At 70.2% G+C, this 13,820-nt stretch carries 15 protein-coding genes; 6 read left to right on the plus strand and 9 right to left on the minus strand.

The annotated features are described in order from the left end of the window. Window positions 1–69 precede the first annotated feature (69 nt). Window positions 70–924: a GNAT family N-acetyltransferase gene (locus ACIA77_RS18525; protein WP_395887107.1), complete on the minus strand. Its 855-nt coding sequence runs from the start codon at window positions 922–924 to the stop codon at window positions 70–72. A gap of 80 nt (window positions 925–1,004) precedes the next feature. Between ACIA77_RS18525 and ACIA77_RS18530 the strand changes: the two genes are divergently transcribed. After that, window positions 1,005–1,211 (plus strand): DUF4177 domain-containing protein, encoded by a 207-nt coding sequence (locus ACIA77_RS18530; protein ID WP_395887108.1) that lies wholly within the window; start codon window positions 1,005–1,007, stop codon window positions 1,209–1,211. Window positions 1,212–2,105: 894 nt separating this feature from the next. Here the strand turns inward: ACIA77_RS18530 and ACIA77_RS18535 are convergent. Both ACIA77_RS18535 and ACIA77_RS18540 read right to left on the minus strand, forming a co-directional pair. Then, entirely contained in the window at window positions 2,106–2,501 is a 396-nt protein-coding gene (locus ACIA77_RS18535) for a VOC family protein (RefSeq protein WP_395887109.1), read from the minus strand. Next, window positions 2,498–3,322 carry a helix-turn-helix domain-containing protein gene (locus tag ACIA77_RS18540; protein ID WP_395887110.1) on the minus strand — a complete coding sequence of 275 codons (825 nt, stop codon included), beginning with the start codon at window positions 3,320–3,322 and terminating at the stop codon, window positions 2,498–2,500. Before ACIA77_RS18540 ends, ACIA77_RS18535 begins: the two co-directional genes overlap by 4 nt. 80 nt (window positions 3,323–3,402) lie before the next feature. Between ACIA77_RS18540 and ACIA77_RS18545 the strand changes: the two genes are divergently transcribed. Further along, entirely contained in the window at window positions 3,403–3,657 is a 255-nt protein-coding gene (locus tag ACIA77_RS18545) for a hypothetical protein (protein WP_395887111.1), read from the plus strand. Window positions 3,658–3,709: 52 nt separating this feature from the next. Here the strand turns inward: ACIA77_RS18545 and ispG are convergent, their stop codons facing one another. The 3 genes from ispG to dxr form a co-directional block, all read right to left on the minus strand. Further along, entirely contained in the window at window positions 3,710–4,861 is a 1,152-nt protein-coding gene (gene ispG, locus ACIA77_RS18550) for a flavodoxin-dependent (E)-4-hydroxy-3-methylbut-2-enyl-diphosphate synthase (protein WP_395887112.1), read from the minus strand. Window positions 4,862–4,979: 118 nt separating this feature from the next. Further along, window positions 4,980–6,203: a M50 family metallopeptidase gene (locus ACIA77_RS18555; protein WP_395887113.1), complete on the minus strand. Its 1,224-nt coding sequence runs from the start codon at window positions 6,201–6,203 to the stop codon at window positions 4,980–4,982. Window positions 6,204–6,206: 3 nt separating this feature from the next. Next, complete coding sequence (dxr, locus tag ACIA77_RS18560; protein WP_395887114.1) at window positions 6,207–7,412, minus strand: 1-deoxy-D-xylulose-5-phosphate reductoisomerase; 1,206 nt, start codon at window positions 7,410–7,412, stop codon at window positions 6,207–6,209. A gap of 115 nt (window positions 7,413–7,527) precedes the next feature. Here dxr and ACIA77_RS18565 point away from each other — a divergent pair, with 115 nt between their 5' ends. Both ACIA77_RS18565 and ACIA77_RS18570 read left to right on the plus strand, forming a co-directional pair. Next, window positions 7,528–7,782, plus strand: a complete 255-nt coding sequence (locus ACIA77_RS18565) for a DUF2631 domain-containing protein (protein ID WP_395887115.1) — start codon at window positions 7,528–7,530, stop codon at window positions 7,780–7,782. A gap of 26 nt (window positions 7,783–7,808) precedes the next feature. After that, on the plus strand, window positions 7,809–8,471 hold the full coding sequence (locus tag ACIA77_RS18570; protein WP_395887116.1) for a peptidylprolyl isomerase: 663 nt from the start codon (window positions 7,809–7,811) through the stop codon (window positions 8,469–8,471). A gap of 69 nt (window positions 8,472–8,540) precedes the next feature. Here the strand turns inward: ACIA77_RS18570 and ACIA77_RS18575 are convergent, their stop codons facing one another. Next, window positions 8,541–8,837, minus strand: coding sequence for a hypothetical protein (locus ACIA77_RS18575; RefSeq protein ID WP_395887117.1), 297 nt, complete (start codon window positions 8,835–8,837; stop codon window positions 8,541–8,543). 101 nt (window positions 8,838–8,938) lie between these two features. On the opposite strand from ACIA77_RS18575, the gene ACIA77_RS18580 reads away from it, so the two are divergent. Beyond that, entirely contained in the window at window positions 8,939–10,006 is a 1,068-nt protein-coding gene (locus ACIA77_RS18580) for an acyltransferase family protein (RefSeq protein ID WP_395887118.1), read from the plus strand. A gap of 62 nt (window positions 10,007–10,068) precedes the next feature. On the opposite strand, the gene ACIA77_RS18585 is transcribed toward ACIA77_RS18580, so the two are convergent. Continuing rightward, a complete protein-coding gene (locus tag ACIA77_RS18585; protein ID WP_395887119.1) occupies window positions 10,069–11,835 on the minus strand; it encodes an MFS transporter in 1,767 nt (588 codons plus the stop codon). 132 nt (window positions 11,836–11,967) lie between these two features. Continuing rightward, window positions 11,968–13,350: an FAD-binding oxidoreductase gene (locus ACIA77_RS18590; RefSeq protein ID WP_395887120.1), complete on the minus strand. Its 1,383-nt coding sequence runs from the start codon at window positions 13,348–13,350 to the stop codon at window positions 11,968–11,970. A 108-nt stretch (window positions 13,351–13,458) separates the two neighbouring features. Between ACIA77_RS18590 and ACIA77_RS18595 the strand changes: the two genes are divergently transcribed. Next, window positions 13,459–13,713 (plus strand): hypothetical protein, encoded by a 255-nt coding sequence (locus ACIA77_RS18595; RefSeq protein WP_395887121.1) that lies wholly within the window; start codon window positions 13,459–13,461, stop codon window positions 13,711–13,713. The last annotated feature ends 107 nt before the right edge of the window (window positions 13,714–13,820 follow it).

A 13,820-nucleotide genomic window follows, 5' to 3' on the forward strand; every position in this document is an offset into this window, starting at 1 on the left:
GTCCGGATCGAACCAGTCCGCGGCGTGCGTCACCAGGTGCAACGCCGATCCCGGAAGAGCGACGCCGATTCAGAACAGGACGGTCGCGTACTGCCCGACCTGCTGGAACCCGACCCGGCGGTACGCGGCGAGCGCGGGGGTGTTGAAAGCGTTCACGTACAAGCTCGCGGTGCGGCCGAGGCCGTGCACGAGCCGGTTCACGACCGCCGCGGTGCCCGACGTGCCGAGGCCGCTGCCGCGCCGTTCGGGGTGCACCCACACGCCCTGGATCTGGCCGACACCCGCCGACATGGCGCCGATCTCGGCCTTGAACACGACCTCGCCGTCCTCGAAGCGCGCGAACGCGCGGCCGGTGGCGATCAGCTCGCTCACGCGGGCGCGGTAGCTGGCGCCGCCGTCGCCCGCGCGCGGGTCGACGCCCACTTCCTCGATGAACATCGCGACGGCCGCGGGCAGGTAGCGGTCGAGCTCGTCCGGGCGCACCGCGCGCACGTACGGGTCGGCTTTCACGTGCGGGCTGCCGTCGAGCGCCATCAGCGGCTGGTCGCCGCGCACCTCGCGCGCCGGCCCCCACTCGCTGGACAGCTCGTCCCACAACCCCAGCACCTGCTCCGCCGGCCCGACGAGCGAGGAGCACGTGCGCTGCCGGCGCAGGGCCCGGTCGGCGAACGAGCGCAGCGCCGAAGCGTTGCCGCGCAAGGGAATCAGGTTCGGACCCGCGAAGCACAACCCCTGCAACCGCCCGGAGCGCCCCGGACGTCCTTCGGCGGCCCAGAGCTCGCCACCGAGCCGCCACGGGTCGAGGCCCGCGGCCTCGACCCTGGCGCTGACCATGCAGCTGCTCACGGGGTCGGCGGCCAGCGCAGCGCGCACCGCTGGGTAGTCCCGATCGTCGAGCAGCCGTGCACCTGCAAGCCGCAACACAAAGTCCAGAGTGCCAGATGAAGCGGGTGAACGGAACGCAAGCCCACCGACACGCTGAGATGAACGGCACAATCGGACGCATGCAGCGCTACACGTACAAGGTCGTCGAACTCCGCGAGAAGCTCATGGGCGGCAAGATGTCGGGCGACCGGCTGGAACGCGTCCTCAACGACCACGCCCGCGACGGCTGGCAACTCAAAACGATCACCTCGGCGGACGTGAAGGGCCGCGTCGGCCCGGGCGGCGTGGAGGGGCTGTTGGTGACCTTCGAACGCCCGGTCCAATAGCCCCTCCGGCCGGCGGTCAAGCCCCCGCCCTCCCGGCGGTTTCTGACGGTTGTTGCAACACTGCTGCCGGTTGGTGGTGAGTAGCTGTGTCGTGGGTTCGGCGGGGCTGCCCCAGCCGAGGGTGGGTCGTTGAGTTCTGTCGCGGCCGAGTCGAGGCGTTCGGCGGTGTCGGCCGCGAGATCGGTGCCTGTGGGGAAGTACTGGCGCAGCTGCCCGGCGGTGTTCTCGGTGGATCCGTGTTGCCAGGGCGCGTGCGGGTCGCAGGAGTAGACCGGCGTGCTGGTGGCCTGGATGAACTGGCCGTGCAGGGTGCATCTCACCGCCCTGGTCCCAGGTCAGCGACCGGCGTAACTGCTCAGGCAAGGTCGCGATCGTCGCGATCAGCGCGGCGCGGACCAGGGTCGGGTATAGCCGTGCGCCCTCCTCGGGGGGCGTCCCTGGTCCAGTCTATCGGCCACCCCCGGCAAAACCCTTGCCAAGCCCCGCAGAGGGCCGACTTGTCCACAACTCGGCAACGCTGTGGACAAATGCTGGGGCAACCCGTTGCGGCGAGGCTGCTGTGACGGCCGGCCGGCTCTGCGCGGCCCATGGCGTCACGGTCCGCCCATTCTGCGCCGGCCCGGCCCGGCGACCGGCGCGCGGCGCGACCAATCGAGACGGCGCCAGAAGTATTTCGGTGGTGTCGTCGCAGGTGAGTCTTGCCGAGCGGATCGTGATCGCTGATCGGATCCGTCGGCCTGGTATCTCGCTGCGGCAATCGCAGCAGCGAGATACCGGGCTCCACGATCACCCGTGAACGACACCGCAACCAGCAACCGCACGGCCCACGGCGTCACGGCGGTCCGCACCCGCCGCCCCACGACCCGCGCACGACCGCGGCCCAGACCCGTCAGCCTAGGCGCCCCGATAAGAACCGATCGTCCACGAGTTCCCCTCCGCGTCGCGCAGGCTGAAGGTGTGCGAGCCGTAGTCGGTGTCGTGGAGCGCGAGGGTGATGTCCGCGCCGGAGGCCGTGACGCGGGCGTGGATGTCGTCCACGTGGTCGGAAACCACGTACACCGCGCCCGTGCCGGGTTTCATGGTGTCGTGGACGGCGTCGGCGGGGCCGCCGGTGCTGCCGAGCATCACGCCGCCGCCTTCGGGCCAGCGGAGTTCGGCGTGGGCGACCGCGCGCTCGTCGCCCGGGACGACGAGGGTTTCGGTGAAGCCGAGGACGTCGACGAGGAAGCGGATGGCGGCCGGGGCGTCGTCGTAGCGCAGGGCCGGCCAGACCGTCGGTGAAGGTGTCATGCGGGCGAGTCTGGCGAAGCCGCCGGGCCGTCGTCTTGGAGGAACGGGAGCTCTTCCGCGATCCACGTCCGCGGCGAGCAGCCCGCCAGCGCGCGCCATTCGTTCGACAGGTGCGCCTGGTCGTAGTACCCGGCCGTGACGGCGACCGACGCCAGGTCGCACGCGCCCGCGCGCACCAGCCGGCCCGCCCGTTCGAAGCGCAGCACCCGCGCGGCCTGCTTCGGCGCCAGGCCGACCTCCGCGCGGAAGCGCTCGCCGAAGTGGCGGCGGCTCCAGCCGATCTCGGCGGCCAGCTCCCCGACCCGTACGCCGCCCCAGCTGCCCCGCAGCAGCCGCCACGCCTCCCCGACTTCCGGCGCCGGCGAAGGACCAGACGAGACGTGCGCGGCCAAGACCGAGTCCAGGATCGCGAACCGCGCGGACCAATCCGCGGCCTCGTGCAGCCGGGCCGGCAGCTCGCCCCACGACCGCCCGAAGTCCGCCAGATCGACGACCCGGCCGCTCAGCTCGGCCGCCGTCACCCCCAGCAACGCCCGCACCCCCAACGGGTCCAGCTCCAGGTGCAGGCCCCGCTGCACGCGGTCCTGCGTGATGAACGCCGGCGACGTGTGCAGCCCGCCGACGAGCCCCTGCAGCGAACCCTCCCCCGGCAGTCCGGCGAAGCGGATCGGCTCTTCGAGGCTCACGATCAGCGTCACGTGCCGCGAGGGCAGGCCGCGGTGGACGGCGAGGGTGACGTCGTCCTGCGAGTAGCCGATGTAGCGCGTCACGAGCCCCCGCAGCGCGGGGTGCGGTACGCGCGTGGCCCAGCTGTGACTCACCTGACCAGCGTAGGCCGCGGCTGCCCGGTTTCTGCTACCACGGACGGCGGGGGTCGCCGAGGAAAGGACGCGCATCCGTCATGACGATCCAGGAGCAGGCCCAGCAGCTCGAACTGCTGGCCGACCAGGTGCCGACCGGCATCGCCCTCGCGACGAAGGGCGAGCTGCAGGACCTGCAGGCCCAGGTGCTCGGGCTGCTCGGCGAGACGTCGTCGGCCACGACCATCCAGGGCGCCATCCTCGAAGCCAGCCGGCAGATCGACGACGTCGCCGCCGCGCTCGAAAACGTGCGCATGCAGATCAAGGACGCCGCCCAGCACCACTTGCAGGGCTGAACCGCGAAGAGCCGGCCCCGCAGCGCGGGGCCGGCTCAGCGAAGCGGAAACGTCAGCCGACGGTGACGCTCGGCGAACCCTCACCGACGGCGTCGCCGGATTCCTCGGCGATGCGCATGGCCTCTTCGATCAGGGTCTCGACGATCGCGTGCTCGGGCACGGTCTTGATGACCTCGCCCTTCACGAAGATCTGGCCCTTGCCGTTGCCGGACGCCACACCCAGGTCGGCCTCGCGAGCCTCACCAGGCCCGTTCACGACGCAGCCCATGACCGCGACGCGCAGCGGCACCTCCATGCCCTCCAGACCGGCCGTGACCTGGTCGGCGAGGGTGTAGACGTCCACCTGCGCGCGCCCGCACGACGGGCACGACACGATCTCGAGCTTGCGCGGCCGCAGGTTCAGCGACTGCAGGATCTGCGTGCCGACCTTGACCTCTTCGACCGGCGGCGCGGACAGCGACACGCGGATGGTGTCGCCGATGCCCTGGCGCAGCAGCGCGCCGAACGCGACGGCCGACTTGATCGTGCCCTGGAACGCGGGCCCGGCCTCGGTGACGCCCAGGTGCAGCGGGTAGTCGCACTGCTCGGCGAGCAGCTCGTACGCGCGCACCATCACGACCGGGTCGTTGTGCTTGACCGAGATCTTGATGTCGTGGAAGTCGTGCTCCGCGAAGAGCGACGCCTCCCACATGGCCGACTCGGCCAGCGCCTCGGGCGTGGCCTTGCCGTACTTCTCCAGGAGCCGCTTGTCGAGCGAACCGGCGTTGACGCCGATCCGGATCGGCGTGCCGTGGTCCTTCGCGGCCTGCGCGATCTCCTTGACCTGGTCGTCGAACTTGCGGATGTTGCCCGGGTTCACGCGCACGGCGGCGCAGCCGGCCTCGATGGCGGCGAACACGTACTTGGGCTGGAAGTGGATGTCGGCGATCACGGGGATCTTCGACTTCTTCGCGATGGCGGGCAGGGCCTCGGCGTCGTCGGCGGACGGGCACGCGACACGGACGATGTCGCAGCCGGCCGCGGTGAGCTCGGCGATCTGCTGAAGGGTGGCGTTGACGTCAGCGGTCAGCGTCGTCGTCATCGACTGCACGGAGATCGGGAAGTCGCTGCCGACGCCCACGGAACCCACGTGGAGCTGGCGGGTCTTGCGGCGCTCGGCGAGGACGGGGGGCGGCAGAGCTGGCATACCTAGCGCGACGGTCACCACACCAGCGTACCCACCACGTCCGGAGCGGTTTCAACGAAGTCAGCCGTCACGGTGAGCAGCGTTACCCCCGGTCGGGGGCCCACCGGCCGGGTCGTGACCCGACCGGTGGGGGCGCCTACTGCAAGCGAATCGGGTTCACGATGTCCGCTGTGACCGTCAGTAGAGTGATGCCGCCGCCGATCACGACGAGCACCATCGTGATCGCGGAGAGCTTCGTGTAGTCGACGGGGCCGCCCGCGGCCTTGCCGCGCAGGCCGCGCAGCCAGTCGCGCACCTTCTCGTACCAGACCACGGCGATGTGCCCGCCGTCGAGCGGCAGCAGCGGCAGCAGGTTGAACACGCCGATGAAGAAGTTCAGGCTGGCCAGCAGGAAGAAGAAGATCTCCCACACCCCCCGCTCCACGGCCTCGCCGCCGATCCGGCTGGCACCGACGACGCTGACCGGGCCGTTCGGGTCGCGCTCGCCACCGAAGATGGCGTTCACCACGCCCGGGATGCGCTCGGGGAACTGCACGAGCCGCTCGGCCGTCTGGGCGAACATGTCCCCGGTGAAGGCGAACGTCGCGGGGATGCCGGTGATGCCGTTGTAGTGCAGGTACGCCGGCGGGATCACCGTGGAGGCGCCCATCATGCCGACCTCGCGCACCGTGCCGTCGCTGCCCAGCCGCTGTACGCGCGGGATATTCACCTGCAGGTTCAGGGTCTGGTTGCCGCGCTGCACGGTGATCGCCGTGGGACCGTTCGCGTTCTGCACGACCTGCAGCACGTCGGTCCAGCTCGGCGTCGGCTTGCCCGCGACGGCGACGATCTTGTCACCCGCCATGATCCCGGCGGTCTTCGCCGGAGTGGGCGCACCCGGTGGGCAGGACAGGTCGTTGAGCTGTGCCGTCGTGGTCGCGGGACGGGCGCAGGAGGTGCTGGAGATGACCGGCGGAAGCGGTTCGGACGCGGCGGCGATGTTCGGCAGGCCCATGGTGATCGCCATGAGGTAGAGCACCACGAAGCCGAGGATGAAGTGCGTGATCGAGCCCGCCGACATCACGACGGTGCGCTTCCACGTCTTGAACCGCCACATCGCGCGCGGCGCTTCCTCGGGCGTCACCTCGTCGAGCGCCGTCATGCCCGCGATGTCGCAGAACCCGCCGAGCGGGATCCACTTGAGGCCGTACTCGGTCTCGCCGCGCTTGAAGGAGAAGATCGTCGGGCCGAAGCCGATGAAGTAGCGCCGCACCTTCATGCCGAACGCCTTGGCCGTGACCATGTGGCCGGCCTCGTGGAGCGCGACGGAGATGCAGATGCCCAGGGCGAACAGCACCACCCCGATGATGTAGGCGAGCACGCGCTACTTCCCCTTACCCAGCATCGATCCGGCACGCGCTCGAGCCCAGCGCTCGGCCGCGAGTACGTCCTCGACGTCGCGCGGCTCGCGACGCCATTCGTCGGCGGCTTCCACCACCTGGGAAACAGTGTCCACAATCGACGTGAAACCGGTGTTCTGCGCGAGGAAGGCGGCCACGGCCTCCTCGTTCGCGGCGTTGTAGACGGCCGGCAAACAGCCACCGACAGTGCCGACGTGGCGTGCGAGCTCCACCGACGGGAAGGCCTCGTTGTCGAGTGGTTCGAACGTCCAGCTCGCGGCCGTGTCCCACGTGCAGGCCGCCGCGGCGCCGGGCACGCGCTCGGGCCAGTGCAGCGCGAGCGCGATCGGCAGCCGCATGTCCGGCGGGCTGGCCTGGGCGATCGTCGAGCCGTCGGTGAACGTCACCATGGAGTGCACGATCGACTGCGGGTGCACGGTCACGTCGATGCGCGCCGGCTCGATGCCGAACAGCAGCGCCGCCTCGATCAGCTCCAGGCCCTTGTTGACGAGCGTGGCCGAGTTGATCGTGATCAGCGGCCCCATGGACCACGTCGGGTGCGCCATGGCCTGCTCGATGGTCACGTCGGCGAGGTCTTCCCGCTTGCGCCCGCGGAACGGCCCGCCCGACGCGGTGAGCACGAGTCTCGCGACCTCGTTCTCCCGCCCGGCGCGCAGGGCCTGCGCGATGGCGGAGTGCTCGGAGTCCACCGGCACGAGTTGGCCCGGCTTGGCAGCCGCGAGCACGAGCGGCCCGCCCGCGATGAGCGACTCCTTGTTCGCCAGCGCGAGCGTCGACCCGGTGGCCAGTGCCTTCAGCGTCGGCTCGAGGCCCTGCGACCCGGGCAGGGCGTTCAGCACGACGTCGACGTTCACCGCGTCGATGAGTTCCGTCACGGCGTCGGCGCCGGCGAAGATGCGCGGGATGCGGAACTCCCCCTTCGCGTAGCCGCGGCGCTGCGCCTCGGCGTACAGCGCGAGCTGCAGGTCTTCGACCACTGTCGGCTTGCTCACGGCCACGGCCTCCACACCGTGGGCCAGGGCCTGCGCAGCGAGCGCCTGCGGGTCGGAGCCACCGGCCGCGATGCCCGCGACGGTGAACAGGTGGGGGTTCCGGGTGGCGACATCGAGGGCCTGGACTCCGATGGACCCGGTCGAACCGAGCACGAGGACGCTTCGCGAGGTAGTCATCGCGTGTCATTATCGCCCGCCGAGGCGCGGCCCGTCTCCGCGGAGCACTCGGGGGTGTGGGATCATCGGTCCGTACGAGTTCAGCGGGTCCGTCCGCGGGTCAGAAGGAGTGATCGTGGCAGGCAAGGCGATCGAGAAGCGCCCCGAGGTGGACCCGCGCGACGAGCCGTCGGCGCGCTGGGGCTGGCACGGCTCCTTCCCGAAGGCCACCCGCATCGCCGGCTGGGTCAGCGTCGTCATCCTGCTGCTCATGCTCAAGGGCAACCACGAGAACAACACCGAGAACGTGTGGCTCGTCGGGCTCGCCGCGTTCCTCGCCTTCCTGCTGGTGCTCGACATCCGCAAGCGCCGCACCGCCTGGCGCAAGTAGTTCGATCTTCGCTACCTTGCGGAGCCATGAAGGCACGCTGGGTCGCTCTGGTTCTTTCGGTCGTGGCCGGCCTGGGCTTGTGCTCGGTGCCGGCCACTGCCGCGTCCGCCCCCGTCGTCCGGTGTGCGTTCACGCCGACCCCGGACAACCCCGCGGCCCGTCCGGTGGTGCGGCCGCTGCCGTTCGCGCTGACGCGCGGAACCTTCGACGTCACGTTCCGCTTCAACTACGGCCCGGTCACCGTGCGCCTCGACCGCGCCGGTGCCGCCCCGTGCGCGGTCGCGAACCTGGCGAGCCTCGTGCTGCAGCACTTCTACGACCGCTCCCGGTGCTGGCGCCTGACCGACTCCGAGCGCCTCGGCGTGCTGCAGTGCGGCGACCTGTACGAGGTCGAAAAGGGCGGCCCGGGCTACCGGTTCCCGGACGAGGTCTCCGGCGCCGAGACGTACGACCGCGGCACCGTCGCGATGGGCAACCAGGGCCCGGGAACCAACGGGTCGGAGTTCTTCATCGTCCATTCGTTCGCCCACATCCCGGCGCAGTATTCGGTGCTGGGCAAGGTGGTGCGCGGCATGGACGCCCTCGACCGGATGGTGGCCGACGGCATCGTCCCGAGCGATCCGAACGGGCCGCTGGACGGTGCGCCGAAGCACCCGGTGAAGATCGAACGGGCTTCCTTCGGCTGGTAGGTCAGTCTGCCTTTCGCCGCCGAGCCGCGTTAGCGTCGAACGCCGTGATCGGCCGGGACAGGTCCGGGGTCAGGAACAGCTGGAAGTAGTGCCGCCGCGGGGGCGGTCGTTGACGTGGCCGAGGGCGCCGAGCGAGCCGTGGTAGGCATCCAGCTCACGAGCTCCCTCGGCGAACCCGATCGACGGCCGGCCGGCGCGGAGGCCGTTTCGTCGCCGACGGCGGAACACCGAGCTGAACTCGGCGGCACTCGACGCCCCCGGCCACAGTTCGAACTTCGCGCCCGCCGGCAGGGCCGCCAGGGCCGGCACGGCGCTCTCGCACGAACGCGCGGCCGAAAGCGCTTCCGCCAGATCTTCACGATCCACGCACCCGCCCCCTCCAGGACGGGCCACCCTAACGAGTGATAGTCACCCAGATCCGATTACAGTACGCGAGCAGTCGGCGGCGGATGGGGGACCTCACGGTGATGACCCACGAAACCTACCTCGCCACCAGGCGGTTTCCGGCGCTCGACGGCGTGCGGGCCATCGCCGCGGTGCTGGTGGTGCTCTTCCACTTCGGCGGCGGAGCGTGGGTGCGCGCGAACGGGTGGATCGGCGTGCACGTGTTCTTCGTGCTCTCCGGGTTCCTGATCACGACGCTGGCGCTGCGCGAAGAAGACCGCAACGGCCGCGTCTCGCTCAAGAACTTCTACCTGCGCCGGGCCTATCGGATCCTGCCGGTGTACTACGTGGTGCTCGGGATCTTCGTCGTGGTCACGTTCGCGCGCGGCGAGCTCCGGTCGAGCGGGCTGTTCGGTGCGCTGCCGTGGTTCGCCACCTTCCTGAACGAGTTCCACGTCGCCGGGGTGTTCGGGGTGGCGTGGACGCTGGGGGTGGAGCAGAAGTTCTACCTGCTCTGGCCGTTGCTGGCGTTCGGTGTGGCGGGACTGGGTTTCGCCAAGCGGTTCGGCCTGGCCGTGGGCCTGGCAGTCGCCCTCGTGGCGCTGGTGCCGGTGCTGCCGTACTCCGGCGCGTACGCGTCGATCGTCATCGGGTGCACCGTGGCGATCGTGTTGCACCACCGGAAGGGGTTCGCGGTACTGAGGCCCTTCACGCACCCGGTGGCGGGCCTCGCGGCGGCCGCGGCGATCGTCGTGGTGCAGGTGTTCTTCAGCGACATCACCACGGCGATCCACGACGAAGGCGGGGTCGCCCTCGGCACGGTCTACGCGGTGCTCGTGGCGCTGCTGCTGCCCTCGCTGGTCGCGGGAGGACCGCTGGGCCGGCTGCTGTCCGTGGAGCCGCTGCGGTTCGTCGGCGAGCGGTCGTACTCGCTCTACCTCATCCAGTCCATCGCCGGCTGGACGCTCGCGGGGCTCGTGCCGCACCTGGCGCACCCGCGCACGCTCACCGCGGTCGGCGTCACGGCCGTCGCGCTGCTGATGGCCGATCTCCTCCACCGCTGGGTCGAGCTGCCGATGATCGCGCTCGGCCGCAAGGTCACGGCGAACCGGCCCGAACCGACTGCGGTCACAGAACCCGTTCCCGCGTGAAGAAGGCCGCCCCGGGAACGAGTCCCGGGGCGGCCGGTGCACCCAAGAGGGTCTGAGGGGGGTTACCGCTCGCCGGTCGGAGCCACCAGCTCGCTCGGGCCGGTACCCGATTCGCCGGCCACCGCGGCCAGTTCCTCGCCCACCGACTCCGGCGACTTGCCCTTGTCCTTCGTCAGCAGCGACGCGACGGCGCCGATCAGGCAGACGACGATCGCGAAGCCGAACGCCACGGCGAGACCGTCCTGGAACGGGCCCGAGATGAGGTTCGGGAAGAAGCTGCGACCGGTCAGGAACGATGCCTGGTCCGGCGGCAGGCTCGTCAGCTGACCGCCCAGCAGCTGCTGGATCGGGTTGTAGCCGAGGAACGCCGCGAAGAGCACGGCGACCGCGGGCAGGTGCGCGATCTGGTCGGCCGACGCCGCGGGCACGCCGTGGGCGGTGAGGCCCTGCGACATCGCCGCCGGGAGGTTGTCCGACAGGCCCGCGATGATCAGGCTGAAGAAGAAGCCGATCGAGAGCACCATGGCCGCGTTCTGGAACGTGGTCATCATGCCCGCGCCGGAGCCACGGGAGTCGGCGGGCAGGCTGTTCATGACCTCAGCGCGGTTCGGCGAGGAGAACATGCCCATGCCGATGCCGTTGATCAGCAGGATCGCCGCGAACGCCCAGTAGTTGAAGTTCACGGGCAGGATCATCAGCAGCAGGAACGTCACCGCGGTGATGCCCAGGCCGCTCGACGCCAGCAGCCGGCTGCCGATGCGGTCGGACAGGATGCCGGCCGTCGGCGCGGACACCAGGAAGCCGATCGTCAGCGGCAGCATGTAGATGCCGGCCCACAGCGGCGTCTGCTCGAAGGTGTAGCCGTGCTGCGGCAGCCAGATGCCCTGCAGCCAGATGATCAGGATGAACTGCAGGCCACCGCGACCGAGCGAGGCGGTCAGGTTCGCCACGTTGCCCCAGGTGAACGAGCGGATCCGGAACAGCGAGAGCCGGAACAGCGGGTTCGCCACCTTGGTTTCGATCACCACGAACGCAATCAGCACGGCGATGCCGCCGATCAGACAGGACAGCACCATCGGGCTGCCCCAGCCGGTGGGCGAGGAGCCGTAGGGCTGGATGCCGTAGGTGATGCCCACGAGCACCGCGATGAGGCCCACCGCGAAGGTGATGTTGCCCCACCAGTCCATCTTCGCGTGCTTGCGCACGCCCGTGTCGTGCAGCTTCACGTACGCCCAGATCGTGCCGATCACGCCGAACGGCACCGACACCAGGAAAATCAGGTTCCAGTCGACGGGCGCGAGCACACCGCCGACGACCAGCCCGAGGAACGAGCCGGCGATGGCGGCCACACCGTTCATGCCCAGCGCGAGCCCGCGCTGGTTGGCCGGGAACGCGTCGGTCAGGATGGCCGACGAGTTGGCCATCAGGAACGCGCCGCCGATGCCCTGCACGATGCGCCAGCCGATGAGCCAGAGCGCGGCGGCGTCACCGTCGAACCAGGTGATGGCCAGCAGGATGGACGACACGGTGAACACCGCGAAGCCCAAGTTGTACATCCTGGCGCGGCCGTACATGTCCCCCAGGCGCCCGAAGCTCACCACCAGTACGGCGGTGACCACCAGGAAGCCCATGATCATCCACAGCAGGTAGCTGGTGTTCGCCGGCTCCAGCGGGTTGATCCCGATGCCCTTGAAGATGTCGGGCAGCGCGATGAGCACGATCGACGAGTTGATCGTCGCGATGAGCATGCCCAGCGTCGTGTTGGACAACGCGATCCACTTGTATCGCGGTCCCAGTTCCGCGAGCGAATAGGTTCTGCGCTCGGCCACAGTGAAAGACCCTCTCTCTGTCGTTCCCTTAGCTAGGCTAAGCAAGTTGCTTGCCTGTGGCAACCAACTTCGTAAAACGGTTACGAGAGACGGGTCACAAGTAGTCGATCGTCCTTTGAGGACTATTTACTTTCACTCGACCGAGTGAAAAGCGATCACCTTCCCCGGATTGAGGATTCCGCTCGGGTCGAGCGCGTTTTTCACGGCTCGGTGCATCGCGAGAACAGCAGGTCCGAGCTCGTTTTCCAGGCCCGGCCGTTTCAGCAGCCCGACGCCGTGCTCACCCGTGACGGTGCCGCCGAGTGCGAGCGCGTCGGCCACGATGTCTTCGAACGCGGCCTGCGCGCGCCGCCGTGCGTTCTCGTCACCCAGCGGCGTGCTCAGCAGCGGGTGGAGGTTGCCGTCGCCGATGTGCGCGACGTTGGCGATGAGCGTGTCGTGCCGCTTCGCCGCGAGCTCGATGCGCGCGAGCATCTCGGGCACGAGGTGCGTGGGCACGCAGACGTCTTCGGTGAGCAGCGGGCCGAGCCGCTCCAGCGCCGGGTACGCGAGGCGGCGGGCGGCGAACAGCGCGTCGGCCTCCTCCTGGTCCGTCGACTGCGCCGCCCAGGTGGCGCCGGCCTTCTCGAAGCACTCGAGCATCACGGCCGTCTCGTGCTCCCCCGCCGCGCCCGGCGCGTCGCTGCGGCCCAGCAGCACGACCTCCGCGTCGGCCGACAGGCCCATGTTCTTCCAGTCGTCCACGGCCTTCAGGCAGTGGCGGTCGACGAGTTCCAGCGCCGAGGGCACCACACCGGCGGCGACGATCGCGGCGGCGGCCTGCCCCGCGGCGACGGTGGAGTCGAAGTACCCGGCGACGGTGGCCTCGGCCGCGCGCTGCGCCTTCAGCCGCACGGTGATCTCGGTGATCACGCCGAGCGTGCCCTCGGAGCCGACCATGAGCCCGGCGAGGTCGTAACCCGCCACGCCCTTCGCGGTGCGGCGGCCGAGGCGCACGAGCTCCCCCGTGCCCGTGACGACCTGGAGCCCGAGCACGTAGTCGCGGGTCACGCCGTACTTCACGCAGCACACGCCGCCCGCGTTGGTGGCCACGTTGCCGCCGATGGTCGACCACGGGGAGCTCGCCGGGTCGGGCGGGTACCAGAGGCCGTGTTCGGCGCACGCGGTGCGCAGGTCGTCGTTGACGACCCCGGGTTCGACGACCGCGAGCCGCTCGACGGGGTCGATCTTCTTGACCGCCGCCATGCGGTCGGTGACGAGCACGACGCAGCCCGCCACCGCGTTCGCGCCGCCGGACAACCCGGTGCCGGCGCCGCGGGTGACCAGCGGAGTGCCGTGCTTGAGGCAGACCTTGACGGTTTGCTGCACGTGTTCGGCGGACCGCGGCCGGACGACGACCTCGGGCAGCGCCCAGGGCGCCCACTCGGCCTCGTCGTGGGCGAAGCCGCGCAGCACGTCGGGGTCGCGGATGAGGACCTCTCCCGGCAGTACGGCTTGCAGGTCGTCGATCAGCATGGGCGCTCCCGTTCCGTCGCGGCATCTCCCGCCAGATTAGGGCGCCGCGATGTCGAAACGGCGCCTCCTGCTTCGACGTAGGAGTGAGAGCGACTTGAGGAGGCAGCCATGGGAACCACCACGAGCCCACGCGGGATCGCGATGCTGCGTGCCGTCGCTGCCGGTCGCGCGCGGGTCACCTGCAGCGCCGAGCCGGACCTGTTCGTCGACGGCCTGCCGTGCTGCGACCAGTTCACCGCCCACGCGCTGGCCCACGAAGGCCTCGTGCGCCCGGCGCGGCTGGGACTCGTCGGGCAGCAGGTGCCGGCGGAAGTGACTGCGGCGGGGCTGGCCCTGCTCACGACGACGGCCGCCGCCGCATGAGGGCAGGGCCTCGGGGGGGCCCCCCCCCCCGGCCGGCCCCGTCGCCCGGGGGGGGGGGCGCCGCGGGTGGGGGGGGCGGGGTCGAAGGTGTGTTTGGTGGTGGTGGG

The sequence above is a fragment of the Amycolatopsis sp. NPDC051903 genome, assembly GCF_044452505.1.
Taxonomy (GTDB): domain Bacteria; phylum Actinomycetota; class Actinomycetes; order Mycobacteriales; family Pseudonocardiaceae; genus Amycolatopsis.